The sequence below is a fragment of the Klebsiella huaxiensis genome, assembly GCF_003261575.2.
Taxonomy (GTDB): Bacteria; Pseudomonadota; Gammaproteobacteria; order Enterobacterales; family Enterobacteriaceae; genus Klebsiella; species Klebsiella huaxiensis.
The window spans coordinates 860,738-880,322 of sequence record NZ_CP036175.1 but is presented as its reverse complement, the minus strand read 5'-3'; the positions used below and the strand labels follow the sequence as shown (position 1 = coordinate 880,322).

Genomic DNA, 19,585 nt, shown 5'->3' with positions numbered 1-19,585 from the left:
CGCTGCAGCGCCAGCTACACTATTTCAACACCTCATGAAAAAGGCAGGCCAGCATGTCAGAGAATAACTACCAACCACCTAAAGTGTGGGAATGGAAGCAAAACAACGGCGGCGCATTCGCCAATATCAACCGTCCCGTCTCCGGCGCAACCCATGACCAGGAGCTGCCGGTGGGGGCGCATCCGCTTCAGCTCTATTCGCTGGGAACGCCCAACGGTCAGAAGGTGACCATTATGTTGGAAGAGCTGCTGGCGCTGGGCGTCAGCGGCGCGGAGTATGACGCCTGGCTGATTCGCATCGGCGAAGGCGATCAGTTCTCCAGCGGCTTTGTCGAGGTTAACCCAAACTCGAAAATCCCTGCGCTCAGCGACCACTCCACCACGCCGCCGACCCGGGTTTTTGAATCCGGCAGCATCCTTCTCTATCTGGCGGAGAAGTTCGGTTTCTTCCTGCCAAAAGATCCGGCAGGCCGCACCGAAACCCTTAACTGGCTATTCTGGCTGCAGGGCGCGGCTCCGTTCCTCGGCGGCGGCTTTGGCCACTTCTTCAACTATGCGCCGGTAAAAATCGAATACGCGATCGATCGCTTTACGATGGAAGCTAAACGCCAGCTTGATGTGCTGGACAAGCAGCTTGCCCGCGGTCGTTTTGTTGCAGGGGAAGAGTACACTATTGCCGATATGGCCATCTGGCCATGGTACGGCAACGTGGTGTTGGGGAATGTTTACAACGCCGCCGAGTTCCTTGATGCCGGTAGCTATAAAAACGTACTGCGCTGGGCGCAGGATGTGGGCAATCGCCCCGCCGTTCAGCGCGGACGCATGGTTAACCGCACCTTCGGCCCGCTCAATGAGCAGCTTCACGAACGCCATGCTGCCAGCGACTTCGAAACGCAAACTGAAGATAAACGCCAGGCGTAACGCCCTGCCCGCCGGAGGCTTCAGCCTCCGGTTTTTAGCTTTCCAGCCGATAGCCCGCCATAAAGTAGCGCATTGACGTGCACGAACTTCCCTCTTTGAAGAAGTCCATCACCATGTCTCTGTCCAGGCCATAGCGACGGGTAAGGATCCCCGCTTCCCAGGCGCTAAGCTGACGGTCGCCGGTTTTTTCAAACATGCGGTGTGAATAACCGAGCACAAACCCGCGTTTATAGTCGGAGCAAAAATTTGCCGCATGCGTGGCGGTGTCAGCATGGGATGCCTGTAGCCCCGCCATTAAGCCTTTACCAAAATGGTTTTCCATCGCACTCCCCTCAATCGTTATATATAAAATTATATAGCGATTTTTTGAGCGAGCGGTAGTGCTATTTCTGGCGATTTCACTAGCGTAAATACTTCTCAAACCACGCCAGCGTGCGCTGCCAGGCCAGATCGGCGGCAGCCCGGTCATAGCGCGGAGTAGAGTCATTATGAAAGCCGTGGTTAACGCCCTGATAAATATAGGCCTCATAGACCTTATTATGCGTCTTTAGCGCTTTTTCATAGGCGGGCCAGCCTTCATTAATGCCGCTATCCAGGCCAGCATAATGCAGCAACAACGGTGCTTTAATTTTATCGACCTCATTTAGCGGCGGCTGGCGACCGTAAAACGGAACCGCACAGGCCAGCTCGGGGATCGCCACCGCCGCCGCATTACTGACGCCGCCGCCGTAGCAAAAACCGGTTATGCCGACCTTTCCCGTTGCCTGAGGATGCTTCTCCATAAACGCTACCGCTGCGAAAAAATCGTTCATCAGCTTCACCGGATCGACCTTCTGCTGTAACTCCCGTCCTTCATCATCATTGCCGGGATAGCCGCCGACGGAGCTCAGACCATCCGGCGCCAGCGCAATATAGCCCGCTTTAGCCACTCGTCGGGCAACATCTTCAATGTAGGGATTCAGACCTCGGTTCTCATGCACCACTACCACTGCGGGCGCTTTGTCAGCTATTTTCGTCGGCATCACCAGATAGGCCCGTACTTCGCCGTGGCCATCAGGAGAGGGATAGTGAATATATTCTGGACGGATATCCGGGTCGGTAAACGCCACCTGCTCCGCCAGAGCGTAGTTTGGCTTCAGCAGATTAAACAACGCTAACGCGGTCATCCCGCCGACGGCATATTTTCCCGCCAGCTGCAGAAACTCGCGTTTGCTGATTTTGCCATGGGCGTAGTAGTCATAGTACTCCAGCAACTGCTGGGGAAAATCTTTGGCCGTCAGTCGCGTCATCACCCTTCCTCCGTTATTAAGCGCCCTTTAAGCAAAGCAGAAGCTCGGGTATGTGCCAGCGGAGAAGAGTAGAAACAGGAGAAAAGAGCCCGACGGCTGAAAAACCGCCGGGAAAAAAAGGATTAGTGTTTAACTTTCGTCAGACGATCGAGATAGCCCATTACAAAGGCCGACAGCACGAACGTCAGGTGGATAATGACGTACCACATTAGCTTATTATCGGGGACGTTTTTCGCATCCATAAACACCCGCAGCAGGTGAATGGAAGAGATAGCCACAATGGAGGCTGCAACCTTATTTTTCAGCGAGGTCGCGTCCATTTTACCCAACCAGCTGAGCTTCTCCTTGCCCTCGTTGATATCTAGTTGCGAGACAAAATTTTCATAGCCGGAGAACATTACCATCACCAGCAGACCGCCCACCAGAGTCATATCCACCAGCGACAGCAGGGTCAGAATCATATCCGACTCACTGACGCTGAATATGTGCGGCAGTATGTGGAAGATCTCCTGAAAAAATTTGATCGTCAGCGCAATCAGCCCAAGCGAAAGGCCAAAATAAACCGGTGCCAGCAGCCAGCGCGAGGCATACATAGCGTTTTCCAGAAAGCGTTCCATAAGATCCCGTAAGTTAACAAAAACGAACGGTATTATATCGCAACAGAGCAACGTTATAGCAACAGCTTACCAACAGAGCAACTATCAGATGGGCGTAAAAAAGGCTGGCACAAGGCCAGCCTGGAGAGATGCGTTGGAGAGAGGGTTACTTCGCTTTTACGGTTTCTTCGCCCACCAGACCAATCTTCAGATAGCCCGCCTGATGCAAAGTATCCATAACTTTCATCATCGTCTCGTAATCCACGGTCTTATCCGCGCGGAAGAAGACCGTCGTATCTTTCTTGCCTTCAGTCAGAACATCCAGCGACGTAATCATGCTCTCTTCAGTGATCGGGTCATTACCGAGGAACATGGTTTTATCCGCTTTCACCGACAGATAAATAGGCTTTTCAGGACGCGGCTGCGGCTGGCTGGAAGACGCCGGGAGATTAACCTTCACGTCTACGGTAGCGAGCGGAGCCGCCACCATAAAGATGATCAGCAGCACCAGCATGACGTCGATAAACGGCGTCACGTTGATGTCATGCATTTCGCCGTTATCATCGAGGTTTTCGTTAAAATGCATTGCCATAAAGCATCAACCTACGCGTAATTTCTGTGCGGTACGGACCGACTTAACGCCGCTGGCGCTCAGGTCGAGGTCACGGCTTTGCAGCAGCAATATCTGGGCTGCAACATCGCCAAGGGAAGCTTTGTAGCTGGCAATCATACGGGCGAAAATGTTGTAGATGACAACAGCTGGAATCGCGGCGAAGAGGCCGATTGCCGTCGCCAGCAGCGCTTCTGCGATGCCTGGAGCAACAACCGCCAGGTTAGTGGTTTGCGTCTGGGCAATACCGATAAAGCTGTTCATGATGCCCCAGACGGTGCCAAACAGGCCGACGAACGGGGAGATTGCGCCGATAGTCGCCAGATAGCCATTACCACGTCCCATATAGCGACCGACCTGCGCTACGCGACGCTCAAGGCGGAAGCCGGTACGTTCTTTAATGCCTTCGTTATCTTCCACGCCTGCGGAAAGCTCCAGCTCGTTCTGCGCTTCGTTGATCAGCTGCGAGGTCAAGCTTTTAGCATGGAAAGCGTTAGCAATATCGCTGGCCTGGTCGAGAGAGCGTGCTTCGGCAACCAGCTGCTGCTCGCGCTTGAGGCGGCGCTTGCTGGACAGGATCTCAGCACCTTTGCCAAAAAAGATAGCCCATGTCACGACCGACGCCAGAATCAGGCCGATCATCACCACCTTAACGACAATATCGGCGTGATGATACATACCCCAAACGGAGAGATCCGCCTGCATCAAATTATTACCCACACTGTATCTCCAGGACGTAAATCACAAAATCTGCGCACAATAATATCAAAACGTCATCGAATTGATAGTGGTTCTCATTAGTATTTACACTGTGCAGCAAATCACGTTTATTTTCCTTGCGCTTACGCAGTAAAAAAGTTGCTGACCCCGTCATTGATAAAATTTTTACCTGTATCCGCCACGACTCGGTACATAAACGGGTATTCATGTTAGTTTAGACGTCCAGACGTATAAAAATAGGTTATCTGAACATGGCTGATAAACATCTTGATACTGCGCTGGTTCACGCTGGCCGCAGCAAAAAATACACGCAAGGCTCGGTAAACAGCGTGATTCAGCGCGCGTCATCGCTGGTTTTCGACACCGTCGAAGCGAAAAAACACGCCACCCGCAACCGAGCCAAAGGCGAGCTGTTCTACGGCCGTCGCGGTACCCTGACCCACTTTTCTCTGCAGGAAGCCATGTGCGAACTGGAAGGCGGCGCCGGCTGCGCCCTCTTCCCCTGCGGCGCAGCGGCGGTCGCCAATACCATTCTGGCATTTGTCGAGCAAGGCGACCATGTTCTGATGACCAACACCGCCTACGAACCGACCCAGGATTTTTGTACTAAAATCCTCGCCAAACTCGGCGTCACCACCAGTTGGTTCGACCCGTTGATCGGCGGCGATATCGCCCGCCTGGTGCAGCCAAATACCCGCGTGGTATTTCTGGAATCTCCAGGCTCAATCACCATGGAAGTCCATGATGTTCCGGCTATCGTCGCGGCGGTACGCAGCGTCGCGCCCGAAGCGATTATTATGATCGACAACACCTGGGCGGCGGGCGTGCTGTTTAAAGCGCTGGACTTCGGCATCGATATCTCCATTCAGGCTGCAACCAAATACCTGATTGGTCATTCCGACGGAATGGTTGGCACCGCGGTGGCCAATGAGCGCTGTTGGGCGCAGCTTCGCGAAAATGCCTATCTGATGGGACAAATGGTGGATGCCGATACCGCCTATATGACCAGCCGTGGTCTGCGTACCCTGGCCGTACGTCTGCGCCAGCATCATGAAAGCAGCCTGCATATTGCCGAATGGCTGGCTCAGCACCCGCAGGTGGCGCGCGTCAATCACCCGGCTCTGCCCGGCAGCAAAGGCCATGAGTTCTGGAAACGCGATTTCACCGGTAGCAGCGGACTGTTCTCTTTTGTCCTCAATAAGCGCCTGACCGACGCCGAGCTGTCCGCCTATCTGGACCACTTCAGCTTGTTCAGCATGGCCTACTCCTGGGGTGGCTTTGAATCGCTGATTTTAGCCAATCAGCCGGAGCAAATTGCCGAAATTCGTCCGGATGCTGAAGTCGATTTCAGCGGTACCCTGATCCGTGTGCACATCGGGTTAGAAAATGTTACCGATCTGCTGGATGATTTAGCGGCGGGCTTCGCGCGTATCGTGTAAAGTGACAGTGAGTGGCAACAATAGCGGACGTTTTTAAGAGAAGCGGCCGCTTTAGTTGCGCCCGGGATCAAGGTGCTCGGGTCTCTTCAGGAGTACACTAGACAAAAAATACGGTACCACTTAGGAAAGTCCATGGTTGTCATTCAAGAAATTGTCGCCGCGCTGTGGCAGCATGATTTTGCCGCATTGGCAAACCCCCACGTTGTGGGCGTTGTATATCTGGTCATGTTCGCAACCCTGTTTCTGGAAAACGGTCTGCTACCCGCCTCATTCTTACCGGGCGATAGCCTGTTGCTGCTCGCAGGTGCGCTGATTGCCAAAGGCGTAATGGGCTTTGTGCCAACTCTTGCCATTTTGACAACGGCAGCCAGCCTCGGCTGCTGGTTAAGCTATATTCAGGGGCGCTGGTTGGGTAATACCGTAACGGTTAAACGCTGGCTTGGGCATCTGCCGCACAAGTACCATCAGCGAGCGACCTGTATGTTCGATAAGCACGGTCTGCTGGCGCTGCTTGCCGGGCGTTTCCTGGCGTTTGTTCGCACCCTGCTGCCCACCATGGCGGGGATTTCCGGGCTACCAAGCCGCCGCTTCCAGTTCTTTAACTGGCTGAGCGCGCTGCTGTGGGTTGGCGTGGTTACCGGTCTGGGCTACGCGCTGAGCATGATTCCTTTCGTTAAGCGTCATGAAGATCAGGTAATGACCTGCCTGATGATCCTGCCTATTGTGCTGCTGATTGCCGGTCTGCTCGGAACGGTTATCGTCGTTATCAAAAAGAAATACTGCAGCGCCTGATGCCCAATACAGGGCGGCCTTTTTGCCGCCCTGTAGCTCATTACATCCCCTGAATCGTCCTGATGCGCGCCGCATCTTCCCCCGGCGTTATCCCAAAGTAACGCTTAAACTCGCGGCTGAACTGCGATGCGCTTTCATATCCTACCCGCATCGCCGCTGCGCTGGCTTTCATGCCGTCGTGGATCATTAACATGCGCGCTTTATGCAGGCGGTAGGTTTTCAGGTACTGTAGCGGAGAGGTGCTGGTGACCGATTTGAAGTTATGGTGGAACGCCGAGACGCTCATATTGGCTTCCGCCGCCAGCTGATCAACACTCAGGTTTTCGGTGTACTGGCTTTCAATACGCTTCAGCACGCGGCTAATCAGGCTAAAGTGAGTCTGCCGGCTGACCAGCGCCAGCAGCGCTCCGCCACAGGGGCCTGTCAGCACGTGGTAGAGGATTTCACGGATAATCTGTTTGCCCAGAATTCGCGCGTCCAGCGGGCGCTCCATCACGTCCAGCAGGCGCTCCGCCGCGCACAGAATCTCTTCGGACAGCACCGCCGAGTTGATCCCGCTTGATGCCATTGACGGCTGAAACTGCTCATCTTCACCGATATCCATCAGCAGTTCCTGCAGTTGAAGAATATCGACATTAAGTCGAATCCCCGCCAGCGGGACCTCCGGGGTAGCGAAGGTTTCGCATTCAAACGGTAGCGGTACCGTTAACAGCAGATATTCGTTGGTGTCATAGCGGAAAGTGCGCTCATTAATGTAGCCAATTTTATGCCCGGAAAAGAGAAACACGATCCCCGGCTGATACATAACCGGCGTGCGAGCACCCGGCTGCGTGCCGTACAGCAAACTAATATCTGGCAGTAGCTCGATGAGCATTTCTTCTTTATCTTTCAGCTGATTAACCTTACTCGTTAATAGCTGACATATCTCAGCGCGGTTCATTTTTCGTGCTTCTCCGAACGATTTTCTACTTCCGCATTGTGCGCACTTGTGGAGCATTTCTCCAGTCCCAAGGAGAAATGGGCAAGACAACGGCAGGAATGTGCATTGAGGGGAACGGGCGACCGGACCACAATATCCGTCATCTGGCAGAGGTATCGTCTCTGCTGGCGGTTTATCTATTTGAGGGCACCAGCCATGAATAATTTCGACCTACATACCCCAACCCGCATTCTGTTCGGCAAAGGCGCGATTGAAAACCTGCGCGATCAAATCCCGGCGGATGCACGCGTGCTTGTCACCTACGGCGGCGGTAGCGTGAAGAAAACCGGCGTGCTTGATCAGGTTCTGAGCGCGCTAAGCGGCATTGACGTCCTGGAATTTGGCGGTATCGAGCCAAACCCATCCTACGAAACGCTGATGAACGCGGTGAAAATCGCGCGTGATGAAAAGATCACTTTCCTGCTGGCGGTCGGCGGCGGCTCCGTTCTCGACGGGACCAAATTCATCGCTGCGGCAGCGCACTATGATACCAGCATCGATCCGTGGGAAATCCTCGAAACCTACGGCAGCAAAGTTGCCAGCGCCATCCCGATGGGCTCTGTGCTGACGCTGCCAGCGACCGGTTCCGAATCCAATAAAGGCGCGGTGATTTCACGTAAAACCACTGGTGACAAACGCGCATTTATGTCTTCTCACGTTCAGCCGGTATTCGCCATCCTTGACCCGGTTTACACCTACACTCTACCGCCGCGCCAGGTTGCCAACGGCGTGGTTGACGCATTTGTCCATACCGTTGAGCAGTACGTGACCTACCCGGTTGATGGTAAAATTCAGGACCGTTTCGCCGAAGGCATTCTGCTGACGCTGGTAGAAGATGGTCCGAAAGCGTTGAAAGAGCCGGAAAACTACGACGTACGCGCCAACATAATGTGGGCCGCTACCCAGGCACTGAACGGCCTGATCGGCGCTGGCGTGCCGCAGGACTGGGCGACCCATATGCTGGGCCACGAACTGACCGCGATGCACGGGCTCGATCACGCCCAAACGCTGGCTATCGTTCTGCCAGCCCTGTGGAATGAAAAACGCGATGCTAAACGCGCCAAACTGCTGCAGTACGCCGCTCGCGTCTGGAATATCACCGAAGGTTCTGAAGAGCAGCGTATCGATGCAGCCATCGCTGCAACGCGTAATTTCTTCGAACAGATGGGTGTACCGACTCACCTTTCCGACTACGGTCTGGATGGCAGCTCCATCCCGGCGCTGCTGGCGAAACTCGAAGAACACGGTATGACTCAACTGGGTGAAAACCAGGATATTACTCTGGACGTCAGTCGCCGTATTTACGAGGCTGCACGCTAATCAACGTCCTCTCCAGCGCGTAAACTCACGCAAAGGAGAGGAGTTTAACTACCGTTTTTAGCTATTTCGTCCAGACTTAATGCTACCCCTCAGCGGAATTTATTCCGCTGAGTTCATTAACAGGAGGAAGGCATGACACATCCAACCGTTATAAAACTACACGACGGCAACCTGATGCCGCAGCTGGGACTCGGCGTGTGGAAAGCAGGCAACGAGGAAGTCGTCTCCGCCATTCATAAGGCGCTGGAAGTCGGTTATCGCTCGTTTGACACCGCCGCCGTGTACCAGAATGAAACCGGCGTAGGCAATGCGTTAAGCAGCGCAGGCGTCGCCAGAGATGAGCTGTTCGTCACCACCAAGCTGTGGAATGACGATCAAAAGCAGCCCCATCAAGCGCTGCAGGAAAGCCTTAAAAAACTCAAACTCGACTACGTCGATTTATATTTAATTCACTGGCCGGTTCCGGCAACCAACCACTTCGTCGACGCCTGGAAAAGCCTAATTGAACTGCAGCAGCAGGGGCTGGCAAAAAGCATCGGCGTCTGTAATTTCCAGGTTCATCATCTGCAAAAGCTGATTGATGAAACCGGCGTCGCACCGGTAATTAACCAGATTGAACTTCACCCTTTGTTGCAACAGCGCCAGCTTCACGCCTGGAATGCGACGCACAAAATCCAGACCGAGTCCTGGAGCCCGCTAGCTCAAGGCGGAGAAGGCGTATTCAATCAGAAAATTATCCACCAGTTGGCAGATAAATACGGCAAAACACCGGCGCAGATTGTCATTCGCTGGCACCTCGATAGCGGCCTGGTGGTGATTCCAAAATCGGTGACGCCGTCGCGCATCGCCGAGAACTTCAACGTCTGGGATTTCCGTCTGGATAAAGATGAATTGAGTGAAATCACTAAACTGGACCAAAACAAACGTCTGGGTCCAGACCCGGATCAGTTCGGTGGGTAATCAATCCTGCTCCGCCATACCCTGGCGGAGCATCAGTTCTTTGTTCCACGGTGAAAAGCACGTACATTCAATGCTCATTGCAAAACAAATGGAGTCGTGCTGATGAATTGTGTTTTCTGTCAAATTGCCGAGGGTAAAGCCCCCTGCCATAAAGTCTGGGAAGATGAACACCACCTCGCCTTTCTCTCTATTTTCCCCAACACCGACGGTTTTACAGTAGTCATTCCGAAGAAACATTACCCCAGCTACGCTTTCGATATGCCGCCGCAGGCGCTGGCCGATTTAGTACTGGCAACTCAGAAAGTAGCAAAGCTGCTGGATAAAACCTTCGATGACGTGGGCCGTACCGGGATGTTTTTTGAAGGATTTGGCGTTGATCATATTCACAGTAAGCTCAGCCCAATGCATGGCACTGGCGATATGACTCAGTGGCAGCCGATAGAGTCGCGTCAAACCAAGTTCTTTGAGCAATATGAAGGCTATCTCTCTTCCCACGATCATGAACGAGCGGACGATGAAAAGCTGTCAGCGCTGGCGGCCAGAATTCGCCAGACAAAAATATAATGCATCTTTACTGCCATAAAGTGTTCAAAGCTGCATTATCAATCGGTATTGCAGCAAGGTCGCATGTAAACGTCTCTTTAAGTTCGTTTTTTTCACTGGTGGGGTCTTTATCATAAAGAAGAGAGAATGATAATTCAGAGCCTGTATCGCCAATGGTCAGTTTGATCCTGTCAGGACCAACTAATGGTGTCATATCACCGATAAACTCAAACTGCTTTGTCCCAGATTCCTTGATTGTCTGAATGGTTTCAGTAGCGACAAAATCATCAGCATCCATTTTAAACGTCAGTGCTCCTGATTTTTTTAATAAACGTATCCTCGTACTTCTTCCCGGCCACTGTTCAATTCTTTCAACACAGGCAGCGGAGAAACCAGGGATCGGCCAGCCAGGGAAATAAATCGTTCCGTCAATAAGAGTGTAAACAACAGGGCCGGGATGAACTGCTCCACTATTTCGGGCTGCTCGGACGGCTTTACATGTCGCACTCGTAGGCCTGCAATGACTGCCATCGCTATTAAAGAGACTAATAATGGTAATAATTACGAATAAACCAGTGGCTATAGTTATTATACTTTTCATTAATAAAATCCTTTTTATATCTTAAATATCAAAAAAGCCCTCAATTAAGAGGGCTTTGATACTACCGGTCTTCGTCCTGGCAAGGAAAAGAATCTCTCCGTGACGTCTGCTCACCATGGCGAACCGTTCAAGCCATCAGCGAATACGACTTTTTTTGGCCGACGACGCAGGCGTCTGGCGCTGATGCGCCACCGGCGTATGCTTGGTCAGCGCCGGGCGGGTATTGCGATTCTGGCGACGTGCTTCACGCATCTCGTCCAGCGTCGGCGCAGGCACCAGGCAATCGCGGCGGCTGCCAATCAGGTGCTTCTTGCCCATGGCTTCCAGCGCCTGACGGATCAGCGGCCAGTTAGCCGGATCGTGATAGCGCAGCAATGCCTTATGCAGACGACGCTGTTTGTCGCCTTTCGGCACCACCACGTCTTCACTCTTATAGCCAATCTTACCCAGCGGGTTCTTGCCGGTGTAATACATGGTGGTCGAGTTCGCCAGCGGCGACGGATAGAAGTTCTGCACCTGATCCAGACGGAAACGATGCTGCTTCAGCCACAGCGCCAGGTTCACCATATCTTCATCACGCGTACCAGGGTGCGCAGAGATAAAGTACGGAATCAGATACTGCTCTTTGCCCGCCTGCTTCGAATAGGTATCAAACAGCTCTTTGAAGCGGTCGTAGCTACCCATTCCCGGCTTCATCATCTTCGACAGCGGCCCTTCTTCAGTGTGTTCCGGGGCAATCTTCAGATAACCGCCAACGTGGTGGGTCGCCAGCTCTTTGATATAACGCGGGTCTTCAACGGCGATGTCATAACGCACGCCGGAAGCGATAAGGATCTTTTTGATACCCTTAAGATCGCGGGCGCGACGATAAAGGTTAATTGTCGGCTCGTGGTTGGTATCCATATGTGGGCAAATATCGGGATACACACAGGACAGGCGGCGACAGGTCTGCTCCGCGCGCGGTGACTTGCAGCGCAGCATATACATGTTGGCCGTCGGGCCACCAAGATCAGAGATAATGCCAGTAAAACCAGGAACTGTGTCGCGAATAGCTTCGATTTCATTAATGATCGAATCTTCGGAACGGCTCTGAATAATGCGCCCTTCGTGCTCGGTAATGGAGCAGAATGAACAGCCGCCAAAGCAGCCGCGCATAATGTTAATCGAGAAACGGATCATCTCGTAGGCCGGGATGCGCGCATCGCCGTATGCCGGATGCGGAATACGCTTATACGGCAGAGCAAAAACACTATCCATCTCTTCGGTTGAGAGCGGAATGGCGGGCGGGTTAATCCAGATATAGCGCTCGCCGTGTTTCTGCATCAGCGCGCGGGCGCAGCCTGGGTTGGTCTCATGATGCAGAATACGTGAGGCATGCGCGTAGAGAACTTTGTCGCCTTTGACTTTCTCGAAGGACGGCAGAAGGACGTAGGTTTTCTCCCACGGCTTTGGACGCGGTGGCTGGACGGTAACGCGCTTCGCTTCCTGTTTTGGCGGCGCGACGGTTTTGTTATCGGCGCACGGCAGGTCTTCACCGTAAGGATGCGGAATCGGGTCGATTTTGCCCGGCGTATCCAGGCGCGTGGAATCCACCCCACTCCAGCCCGGCAGCGCTTCTTTTACCATGATGGCGGTATTACGCACATCGCGGATATGCCCGATAGGCTCGCCCGCCGCCAGGCGGTGCGCCACTTCCACCAGCGGACGCTCGCCGTTGCCGAACATCAGCATATCGGCTTTCGAATCCACCAGAACCGAACGACGCACGGTGTCAGACCAATAGTCGTAATGCGCAGTGCGGCGCAGGCTGGCTTCAATCCCGCCGAGGATCACCGGCACATCCTTCCAGGCTTCTTTACAGCGCTGGGTATAGACCAGCGTCGCGCGATCCGGGCGTTTACCAGCAACGTTGCCCGCCGTATACGCGTCGTCATGGCGCAGCTTACGGTCGGCGGTATAGCGGTTGATCATTGAGTCCATGTTGCCGGCGGTTACGCCGAAGAACAGGTTCGGTTTACCCAGACGCATAAAGTCATCTTTATTGTTCCACTCCGGCTGGGAAATAATCCCCACCCTAAAGCCCTGCGCTTCCAGCATGCGTCCACAAATCGCCATCCCAAAGCTCGGGTGATCGACATAGGCGTCACCGGTCACGAGAATGATATCGCAGCTATCCCAGCCAAGTTGGTCCATCTCTTCTCGCGACATCGGCAGAAACGGCGCGGGGCCAAAACAGGCAGCCCAGTACTGCGGCCAGGAGAAAAGGTCACGATCCGGTTGGATCAGGGATATTGCGCTCATATTGCTTCCGGGGAAAATGATAAAAAAATAATCAAAAGGGCGGCGATTATAAGCCGTAACGATGGGAGAATGAAGGGGCGTCGAAGATTGATGGACAAAAGTCTCTCGCTTCTATTGCTTATCTCCGCTCCAGGTCAAACATAAAATTTTGTCATTGTTGTTGGTTTAAAGCTGGCAGTTTCCCAACAAGTGCCGCTACTATTCATGCCAGACACCAGGTATACCTCATACGGGAACAGGAGTACCCCCGGTCGGATATCCGCCGCAGACTGCGCGGTTGGCCCTCCAGGAGCACTACATATAAGGCTTAGTATGGAACAAGTTATTACAAAACGCCGCTATTACGATATTGGTCTACAGATCGAAGAATTACTCTATTCCGGCGTATTTAAATCCGGCGAACGCTTGCCTTCTGAACGTGAGCTTAGCGAGCGATTCAACACCAGCCGCACCACCATCCGTGATGCGATTATCATGCTGGAGCTTAAAGGCGTGCTGGAAGTCAAACAGGGGTCCGGGATCTTTTTTGTTGATAACTCAAACGCGTTAAATCAGAAATCATTGATGCCCTATTCTGAAATCGGCCCCTTCGAACTTTTGCAGGCTCGCCAGGTGATAGAGAGCAACATTACCGGTTTTGCCGCCACACAAATTCGCTTCAACGAACTACTTGAATTAAAGAAAATCATTGCGTTACAAGAAAAAGCAATCGCTGGTGAAAGCGATACGTTTGAGGATTTAGATCACCAGTTCCACAGCATTATTGCCGAATCGACGCAGAACAGAGTGTTAATTAAACAAGCGGCAGAGCTGTGGCGGGCGGTAAGAACCGAAAACCCGCGCTGGAAAAAACTTAACTATAAGTACCTGCATGAAAAGCATCTGCGCATGCAGTGGCTGGAGGATCATCGAGCCATTTTCCTTGCCCTTCAGCAAAAGGATGCTGAGCTGGCCAGGCAAGCTTCCTGGAAGCATCTGGAAAACAGTAAAAACGAGTTAATAAAAATCTTTAAGCAAGACTCTTCTATTAGCGATTTTGATGATTTCTTCTTTGCCACCTAGCATCACCTTACCTGCAGAGCATCACCATTGCACCGATCATTCCCTGTTGCTCTGCACTTCTCTCTTTTTTCCCCCAGCTAACCTGGTCTACAACCTTCATCATTGGTCTATTATCTAGAAGATATTGGTATAGCTACCTGCCATACACACCAAAAATTTCATACTCTTCTCGTCACTGCAAAAATAATCCCTTAGTTATAAATTCATAAAAATCATTCAATTACAACAATTCGTGATATTAATATTTCCCTTAATTCTTACCCTTGTCTATTTATGCGACTTCAATCACTTTTTTTGGTCTAGTGATTGTCATAAATTGGTCTACGCAATTTAATGACAACCACAAGAGTGATACCACGATGTCAGGAAAGGAAAATATAACAACAGCTCGGTACGATGCCGCGACAAGCTACCCACGCGAAGATCTTCAGGCCGATATCATCCATATTGGCTTCGGGGCATTTCATCGGGGTCACCAGGCCATTTATAGCGATCTCACCAACCAGGTTTCAGAAAAAGCGTGGGGAATATTTGAAATAAATCTTTTTGGCACTGCTGATTTGGTCAACACACTAAACCATCAGGAAGGCCTGTTTAGCGTGCTGGAAACCTCATCATCCGCAAACACTTCGCGCCTGGTCCGTTCTGTGATTGGCGGGATCCATACCCCGGCGAGCGGAATTGAAGCGGCAATAGAAAAACTCCTTGAACCGCAGGTTAAAATCGTCTCCCTGACGATTACGGAAAAAGGTTACTGCATCGATCCGCAGACACGGGCATTAGATTTCTCCAATCCCTTGATCATCAAGGATCTTGAGAACCCACAGCAGCCAACATCAGCGATTGCACTGATCGTCTGCGCCCTGCAGCGGCGTAAAGATCTCGGTTTACCTCCTTTCAGCGTACTCTCCTGCGACAACATTCCTGACAACGGGCATCTCACCCGCAATGCGATAACGGGCTTTGCCACTCGCCTCAGTGCCGAATTGGGAAAGTGGATTGAAGAAAAGGTGACGTTTCCAGGAACCATGGTAGATCGCATTGTGCCGGCAATGACCGAACAACAATTCGCCATGCTGCAAGAAAAAACAGGCTATGCAGACCCTTGCGGAATTGTTTGTGAGGATTTCCGTCAATGGGTCATTGAAGACAACTTTGTTCGCGGTCGTCCTGACTGGGATAAAGCGGGCGCAATGTTTGTTGCAGATGTTCAACCCTATGAAGAAATGAAACTCCGGATGCTAAATGGCAGCCACTCATTTCTGGCCTACAACGGTAGCCTGGCGGGCTACGAATTTATCTATCAATGCATGGAGGATCCGCAATTTCGTGCCGCCACCCGCCTGCTTATGATTGATGAGCAGGCGCAAACATTAAATCCACAGCTAAATATTTCTCTTGATAACTATGCCGATTTGCTTATTGAACGGTTTAGCAACCGCAATGTGAAGCATCGTACAGCGCAAATAGCGATGGATGGCTCACAAAAGCTTCCTCAGCGAGCCCTTACGCCGTGGAAAATTTTGCATCAACAAAATAAAAATTCACATGCGCTTTCAATATTAATTGCTGGTTGGCTGCACTATGTAATAAAAAACATTGACGACAACCAGAATATTAGCGACCCGCTATTACCGCAGTTTATAGAAGCCATATCCGGCCAGCACTCGGCATGGCAGCAGGCGCTGTCCTTGCTGCAAATCGAATCTATATTTGGCAAGTTAAATAACGATACGGATTTTGTCGAAGAAATTAAAAACACCTTTACGCGTATTGATTCATTGGGTATCGAAGAAACAATTGCACATTTATTATCTGGAAAATCTTAATGAAAACCTTAATTTGCCATAATCCTGGTAGCATCGAATATATTGAACGACCAGTACCAGTACCAGAAAACGACGAAGTATTATTAAAGATTAAAGCTGTCGGGATATGCGGCACCGATATTCATGCCTTCGCCGGACGCCAGCCTTTTTTCTCCTATCCCAGAGTACTTGGGCATGAGATCTGCGGCGAAGCCATTTCGACAGGAAAAGAGTGCTCCAACATAAAGAGCGGTCAACGCTATTCCGTTATCCCCTGCATCCCGTGCAACCAATGCGCAGCATGTAAAGAAGGAAAAACCAACTGCTGCGAACACGTATCGCTTTATGGCGTACACCAGGATGGCGGTTTCAGCGAATACCTGGCCGTTCATGAGAAAAACCTGGTAGAACTTCCCGAACAGTTAAGCGATAGCGCAGGCGCGCTGGTGGAATGCTTCGCGATTGGGGCTCATGCCGTTCGTCGCGCAGAGATACAGCCCGCACAAAATATCCTGGTCATCGGCGCTGGCCCCATTGGTTTAGCCACCTCAGCGATTGCTAAAGCCAAAGGCGCAAAGGTCGTCGTTGCCGATATTGATGCCAAGCGCCGACAGCTGGTCAGCCAGAATATTGGCATCGAATCATTAGACCCAACGGCAGAGGATTTTATTAGTGAACTACGTCGCCTGTTTAACGGTGAACTTGCCTGTACGGTACTTGACGCCACGGGTAACAAATCCTCGATGAGCAACGATATTAATCTCATTCGCCACGGTGGCAAGGTCGTATTTATTGGACTATATATCGGCGAGCTTATTATGGATGACCCCACTTTCCATAAAAAAGAAACCACGCTAATCAGTAGTCGTAACGCTACACGCGAAGATTTTGAATGCGTCATTCAATTAATGAGTGCCGGATTAATCAATGAAGACATGATGAAAAATACCGAGTTTGATTTTTTCACCATAGGTAATGACTACCAGAAAAACGTAGTCGAAAACAAAGAAATGGTTAAAGGCGTTATCAATTTTTAATGGGGTTAACATGTCTACAGTATATGTAAAAGAAGAGAATTTAAAATCTTTGGTATACGCTAAGCTATTTTCCGCCGGGCTTGATGAATCAACCGCACAGCAGGTAACAGATGTATTGGTGCATGCGGATATAACAGGTGTGCATTCTCATGGCGTCATGCGCGTTGAGCATTACTGTACCCGGTTAAAAGCAGGTGGTTTAAATAAAAAAGCGCAGTTTAGCATTGAGCAAATTTCCCCCTCAGTGGCTATTCTCAATTCAGACGACGGTATGGGGCATTCCGCGTTGATTGGCGCAACCGATCATGCCATTCAGCTTGCGAAAAATCACGGGCTGGGTTTTGTCGGCGTCAAAAATACCTCTCATTGTGGCGCCTTATCCTACTTCGCCGAGAGAGTGGCCAGGCAGGGAATGATTGCCATCATCATGACTCAAACGGATACCTGCGTCGCGCCTCATGGCGGTGCGGAACGCTTTATCGGCACAAACCCTATCGCATTCGGGTTTCCGGTCGAGAATAGCTATCCGATGATCGTCGATATGGCCACCAGCGCAACGGCTTTTGGTAAAATTTTACATGCCAAAGAAACGGGCAAGCCTATTGCTGAAGGCCTGGCCATTGATAAAGACGGCAACGTTACAACCGACCCGCATAAAATTGAAAATTTACTCCCCTTTGGCGGACATAAAGGTTCAGGCATTGCACTAGCGATAGATGCATTGACCGGGATATTAATGGGCGCAAGCTTTGGTAATCATATTGTACGGATGTACGGTGATTATGAAAAAATGCGCAAACTCGCCAGTTTAATCATCGTCATTGACCCGGCAACATTAGGCAATAATGAGTTTGCTAAAAAAATGGCGCAGATGGTTACTGAACTGCGCAGGGTCAAACCGGTCCCTGGCGTTGAAAAAGTTTTAGCCCCTAACGATCCGCAGATGATGTATAAAGAAAAATGCCAGCAGAATGGGATCCCGGTTGCGTCCGGCATTTATCAATATTTGTCTGGAAATTAAAAAGAGAAAATATCGGCAGAAAGCGATGGTGCCCCATCGCTTTTATTAAAAATATTAATAAGGATATCATATGAAAACCTCTGGCCTGTTAAAAAAATCCGTAATGCTACTCGTCAGCTGTATATTAATCTCGAACTCTGCATTGGCCAAAACCACGCTTAAACTCAGCCACAATCAGGACAAAAGTCATGCTGTGCATAAGGCCATGAGCTATTTAGCAGAAAAAACAAAAGAATACTCCGATGGTGATTTAGTTATCCGTATCTACCCAAATGCAACTCTCGGTAATGAGAGAGAATCCCTTGAGTTGATGAACTCGGGCGCCCTGCAAATGGTGAAAGTCAACGCTGCATCACTGGAATCTTTTGCTTCTGAGTATAGTCTGTTTAGTCTTCCTTTTTTATTCAAAGATCGCGATCATTACTATCGGGTGCTGCAAAGCGATCTGGGGAAAAGAATTTTAAAATCGTCTGAAAATAAAGGTTTTATCGGCCTGACCTATTATGATGGCGGGGCCAGAAGCCTTTACGCCAACAAGCCCATCACCAAACCAGCTGACCTGGCTGGCATGAAAATCCGCGTTCAATCCAGTCCAAGCGCGATTGCAATGGTTAAGGCATTGGGTGGTGTTGCGACACCAATGGCACAGGGTGAATTATACACCGCGCTCCAGCAAGGTGTGGTTGATGGTGGCGAAAATAGCACCGTCGTATATGCCGATATGCGCCACGCTGAAGTCGCGAAAGTTTATTCACGGGATGAGCACACCATGGTACCTGATGTTTTAGTCGTGAGTACCCAGGTACTCAGCACATTGAGTGATAAAAATCGTGAAGCCTTATACAAAGCGGCAGATGAGTCGATGCTGCAAATGAAAGATGTTATTTGGCCGGCAGCAGAAAAAGAAGCTTACGAGAAAATAAAAGCAATGAACGCCACGGTGGTCGATGTCGATAAGTCAGAATTTAAACAGCGCGTTAAGCCACTCTTCGATGAATTCCGTGCTAAAGATGCACAATCAGCCAAAGATCTGGATCAGGTAGAAAATATGTAAATCTATGGGCAGATTATTTCTGCCCTTTACAGGATGTTATATGCAAACGCTAACTAATTCCCTTAATAGAATACTTGCTGGATGCTGCTGTACTATTTTAGCCATCATGGTTGCCTGTGTCTCATGGCAAGTCGTCGCGCGATTTATATTTAACTCGCCAAGTACGGTGATCGATGAAATCACTCAAATCCTTTTTATGTGGATAATATTACTTGGAGGTGTGTATACCGCGGGTATTAAAAAGCATTTATCAATTGATTTATTGGCTCAGAAAGTATCACCAGCAACTGCACGACGGCTTGATAGCTTCATCCAGATGGTTATCGCGATTTTTGCCATTACGTTCATGATTTACGGTGGAAATATCGTTGTAGAAAAGGCATCTCACGTCAATCAGATATCGCCAGTATTAAAATGGCCTATGGATAAGGTGTATTGGGTCATGCCGATCAGCGGCGTAATCCTGCTCTATTATACTATTTCAAATATCGTAGAAAATTATCATAACCGGCATTCTCATTGATGAGGGAAGC

At 50.7% G+C, this 19,585-nt stretch carries 21 protein-coding genes; 13 read left to right on the top strand and 8 right to left on the bottom strand.

The window, feature by feature from the left end; genetic code table 11:
* Window positions 1-53: 53 nt before the first annotated feature.
* Window positions 54-920 (top strand): glutathione-dependent disulfide-bond oxidoreductase, encoded by an 867-nt coding sequence (gene yghU / locus DA718_RS04270; RefSeq protein WP_112213738.1) that lies wholly within the window; start codon window positions 54-56, stop codon window positions 918-920.
* Between the two features lie 34 nt (window positions 921-954).
* On the opposite strand, the gene DA718_RS04265 is transcribed toward yghU, so the two are convergent.
* The 5 genes from DA718_RS04265 to exbB all read right to left on the bottom strand — a co-directional run bounded on the left by DA718_RS04265 (window position 955) and on the right by exbB (window position 4,135).
* Window positions 955-1,242: a DUF2623 domain-containing protein gene (locus DA718_RS04265; RefSeq protein ID WP_110273054.1), complete on the bottom strand. Its 288-nt coding sequence runs from the start codon at window positions 1,240-1,242 to the stop codon at window positions 955-957.
* A gap of 79 nt (window positions 1,243-1,321) precedes the next feature.
* Window positions 1,322-2,209, bottom strand: coding sequence for a YghX family hydrolase (gene yghX, locus DA718_RS04260; RefSeq protein ID WP_112213737.1), 888 nt, complete (start codon window positions 2,207-2,209; stop codon window positions 1,322-1,324).
* Between the two features lie 122 nt (window positions 2,210-2,331).
* Window positions 2,332-2,826: a TIGR00645 family protein gene (locus DA718_RS04255; RefSeq protein ID WP_004105804.1), complete on the bottom strand. Its 495-nt coding sequence runs from the start codon at window positions 2,824-2,826 to the stop codon at window positions 2,332-2,334.
* Between the two features lie 145 nt (window positions 2,827-2,971).
* Complete coding sequence (exbD, locus tag DA718_RS04250) at window positions 2,972-3,397, bottom strand: TonB system transport protein ExbD (protein WP_112213736.1); 426 nt, start codon at window positions 3,395-3,397, stop codon at window positions 2,972-2,974.
* Window positions 3,398-3,403: 6 nt separating this feature from the next.
* Window positions 3,404-4,135 (bottom strand): tol-pal system-associated acyl-CoA thioesterase, encoded by a 732-nt coding sequence (gene exbB, locus DA718_RS04245; RefSeq protein ID WP_112213735.1) that lies wholly within the window; start codon window positions 4,133-4,135, stop codon window positions 3,404-3,406.
* Window positions 4,136-4,386: 251 nt separating this feature from the next.
* Here exbB and metC point away from each other — a divergent pair, with 251 nt between their 5' ends.
* Both metC and yghB read left to right on the top strand, forming a co-directional pair.
* Complete coding sequence (metC, locus tag DA718_RS04240; RefSeq protein ID WP_112213733.1) at window positions 4,387-5,574, top strand: cystathionine beta-lyase; 1,188 nt, start codon at window positions 4,387-4,389, stop codon at window positions 5,572-5,574.
* 132 nt (window positions 5,575-5,706) lie between these two features.
* Window positions 5,707-6,366, top strand: coding sequence for a DedA family general envelope maintenance protein YghB (gene yghB, locus DA718_RS04235; RefSeq protein ID WP_112213732.1), 660 nt, complete (start codon window positions 5,707-5,709; stop codon window positions 6,364-6,366).
* Between the two features lie 40 nt (window positions 6,367-6,406).
* Here the strand turns inward: yghB and DA718_RS04230 are convergent, their stop codons facing one another.
* Window positions 6,407-7,306, bottom strand: coding sequence for an AraC family transcriptional regulator (locus tag DA718_RS04230; RefSeq protein WP_112213731.1), 900 nt, complete (start codon window positions 7,304-7,306; stop codon window positions 6,407-6,409).
* Between the two features lie 77 nt (window positions 7,307-7,383).
* On the opposite strand from DA718_RS04230, the gene DA718_RS30835 reads away from it, so the two are divergent.
* The 4 genes from DA718_RS30835 to DA718_RS04215 all read left to right on the top strand — a co-directional run bounded on the left by DA718_RS30835 (window position 7,384) and on the right by DA718_RS04215 (window position 10,189).
* Window positions 7,384-7,509: a hypothetical protein gene (locus DA718_RS30835; protein WP_260610987.1), complete on the top strand. Its 126-nt coding sequence runs from the start codon at window positions 7,384-7,386 to the stop codon at window positions 7,507-7,509.
* Complete coding sequence (yqhD, locus tag DA718_RS04225) at window positions 7,502-8,665, top strand: alcohol dehydrogenase (RefSeq protein WP_112213730.1); 1,164 nt, start codon at window positions 7,502-7,504, stop codon at window positions 8,663-8,665. Before DA718_RS30835 ends, yqhD begins: the two co-directional genes overlap by 8 nt.
* Window positions 8,666-8,797: 132 nt before the next feature.
* Complete coding sequence (dkgA, locus tag DA718_RS04220; RefSeq protein ID WP_112213729.1) at window positions 8,798-9,625, top strand: 2,5-didehydrogluconate reductase DkgA; 828 nt, start codon at window positions 8,798-8,800, stop codon at window positions 9,623-9,625.
* Window positions 9,626-9,727: 102 nt separating this feature from the next.
* A complete protein-coding gene (locus DA718_RS04215; RefSeq protein ID WP_112213728.1) occupies window positions 9,728-10,189 on the top strand; it encodes an HIT family protein in 462 nt (153 codons plus the stop codon).
* A gap of 7 nt (window positions 10,190-10,196) precedes the next feature.
* On the opposite strand, the gene DA718_RS04210 is transcribed toward DA718_RS04215, so the two are convergent.
* Window positions 10,197-10,769: a hypothetical protein gene (locus tag DA718_RS04210; RefSeq protein ID WP_112213727.1), complete on the bottom strand. Its 573-nt coding sequence runs from the start codon at window positions 10,767-10,769 to the stop codon at window positions 10,197-10,199.
* Between the two features lie 135 nt (window positions 10,770-10,904).
* On the bottom strand, window positions 10,905-13,070 hold the full coding sequence (locus tag DA718_RS04205) for a YgiQ family radical SAM protein (RefSeq protein ID WP_112213726.1): 2,166 nt from the start codon (window positions 13,068-13,070) through the stop codon (window positions 10,905-10,907).
* A gap of 312 nt (window positions 13,071-13,382) precedes the next feature.
* Here DA718_RS04205 and DA718_RS04200 point away from each other — a divergent pair, with 312 nt between their 5' ends.
* From DA718_RS04200 to DA718_RS04175, 6 genes are all read left to right on the top strand, one after another.
* On the top strand, window positions 13,383-14,132 hold the full coding sequence (locus DA718_RS04200; protein ID WP_112213725.1) for an FCD domain-containing protein: 750 nt from the start codon (window positions 13,383-13,385) through the stop codon (window positions 14,130-14,132).
* A gap of 359 nt (window positions 14,133-14,491) precedes the next feature.
* Entirely contained in the window at window positions 14,492-15,961 is a 1,470-nt protein-coding gene (locus DA718_RS04195) for a mannitol dehydrogenase family protein (protein WP_112213724.1), read from the top strand.
* Window positions 15,961-16,977, top strand: coding sequence for a zinc-binding alcohol dehydrogenase family protein (locus tag DA718_RS04190; protein ID WP_112213723.1), 1,017 nt, complete (start codon window positions 15,961-15,963; stop codon window positions 16,975-16,977). The genes DA718_RS04195 and DA718_RS04190 overlap by 1 nt, the downstream gene beginning before the upstream one ends.
* 10 nt (window positions 16,978-16,987) lie before the next feature.
* On the top strand, window positions 16,988-17,998 hold the full coding sequence (locus DA718_RS04185; RefSeq protein WP_112213722.1) for an Ldh family oxidoreductase: 1,011 nt from the start codon (window positions 16,988-16,990) through the stop codon (window positions 17,996-17,998).
* 70 nt (window positions 17,999-18,068) lie between these two features.
* Window positions 18,069-19,052 carry a TRAP transporter substrate-binding protein gene (locus DA718_RS04180; RefSeq protein ID WP_112213721.1) on the top strand — a complete coding sequence of 328 codons (984 nt, stop codon included), beginning with the start codon at window positions 18,069-18,071 and terminating at the stop codon, window positions 19,050-19,052.
* Window positions 19,053-19,092: 40 nt separating this feature from the next.
* Window positions 19,093-19,575: a TRAP transporter small permease gene (locus tag DA718_RS04175; RefSeq protein WP_112213720.1), complete on the top strand. Its 483-nt coding sequence runs from the start codon at window positions 19,093-19,095 to the stop codon at window positions 19,573-19,575.
* Window positions 19,576-19,585 lie beyond the last annotated feature (10 nt).

Coding starts and splice junctions, on each gene's coding strand:
- yghU (WP_112213738.1), top strand. CDS start 54: ATGTCAGAGAATAACTACCAACCACCTAAAGTGTGGGAATGGAAGCAA.
- DA718_RS04265 (WP_110273054.1), bottom strand. CDS start 1,242: ATGGAAAACCATTTTGGTAAAGGCTTAATGGCGGGGCTACAGGCATCC.
- yghX (WP_112213737.1), bottom strand. CDS start 2,209: ATGACGCGACTGACGGCCAAAGATTTTCCCCAGCAGTTGCTGGAGTAC.
- DA718_RS04255 (WP_004105804.1), bottom strand. CDS start 2,826: ATGGAACGCTTTCTGGAAAACGCTATGTATGCCTCGCGCTGGCTGCTG.
- exbD (WP_112213736.1), bottom strand. CDS start 3,397: ATGGCAATGCATTTTAACGAAAACCTCGATGATAACGGCGAAATGCAT.
- metC (WP_112213733.1), top strand. CDS start 4,387: ATGGCTGATAAACATCTTGATACTGCGCTGGTTCACGCTGGCCGCAGC.
- yghB (WP_112213732.1), top strand. CDS start 5,707: ATGGTTGTCATTCAAGAAATTGTCGCCGCGCTGTGGCAGCATGATTTT.
- DA718_RS04230 (WP_112213731.1), bottom strand. CDS start 7,306: ATGAACCGCGCTGAGATATGTCAGCTATTAACGAGTAAGGTTAATCAG.
- DA718_RS30835 (WP_260610987.1), top strand. CDS start 7,384: ATGGGCAAGACAACGGCAGGAATGTGCATTGAGGGGAACGGGCGACCG.
- yqhD (WP_112213730.1), top strand. CDS start 7,502: ATGAATAATTTCGACCTACATACCCCAACCCGCATTCTGTTCGGCAAA.
- dkgA (WP_112213729.1), top strand. CDS start 8,798: ATGACACATCCAACCGTTATAAAACTACACGACGGCAACCTGATGCCG.
- DA718_RS04215 (WP_112213728.1), top strand. CDS start 9,728: ATGAATTGTGTTTTCTGTCAAATTGCCGAGGGTAAAGCCCCCTGCCAT.
- DA718_RS04210 (WP_112213727.1), bottom strand. CDS start 10,769: ATGAAAAGTATAATAACTATAGCCACTGGTTTATTCGTAATTATTACC.
- DA718_RS04205 (WP_112213726.1), bottom strand. CDS start 13,070: ATGAGCGCAATATCCCTGATCCAACCGGATCGTGACCTTTTCTCCTGG.
- DA718_RS04200 (WP_112213725.1), top strand. CDS start 13,383: ATGGAACAAGTTATTACAAAACGCCGCTATTACGATATTGGTCTACAG.
- DA718_RS04195 (WP_112213724.1), top strand. CDS start 14,492: ATGTCAGGAAAGGAAAATATAACAACAGCTCGGTACGATGCCGCGACA.
- DA718_RS04190 (WP_112213723.1), top strand. CDS start 15,961: ATGAAAACCTTAATTTGCCATAATCCTGGTAGCATCGAATATATTGAA.
- DA718_RS04185 (WP_112213722.1), top strand. CDS start 16,988: ATGTCTACAGTATATGTAAAAGAAGAGAATTTAAAATCTTTGGTATAC.
- DA718_RS04180 (WP_112213721.1), top strand. CDS start 18,069: ATGAAAACCTCTGGCCTGTTAAAAAAATCCGTAATGCTACTCGTCAGC.
- DA718_RS04175 (WP_112213720.1), top strand. CDS start 19,093: ATGCAAACGCTAACTAATTCCCTTAATAGAATACTTGCTGGATGCTGC.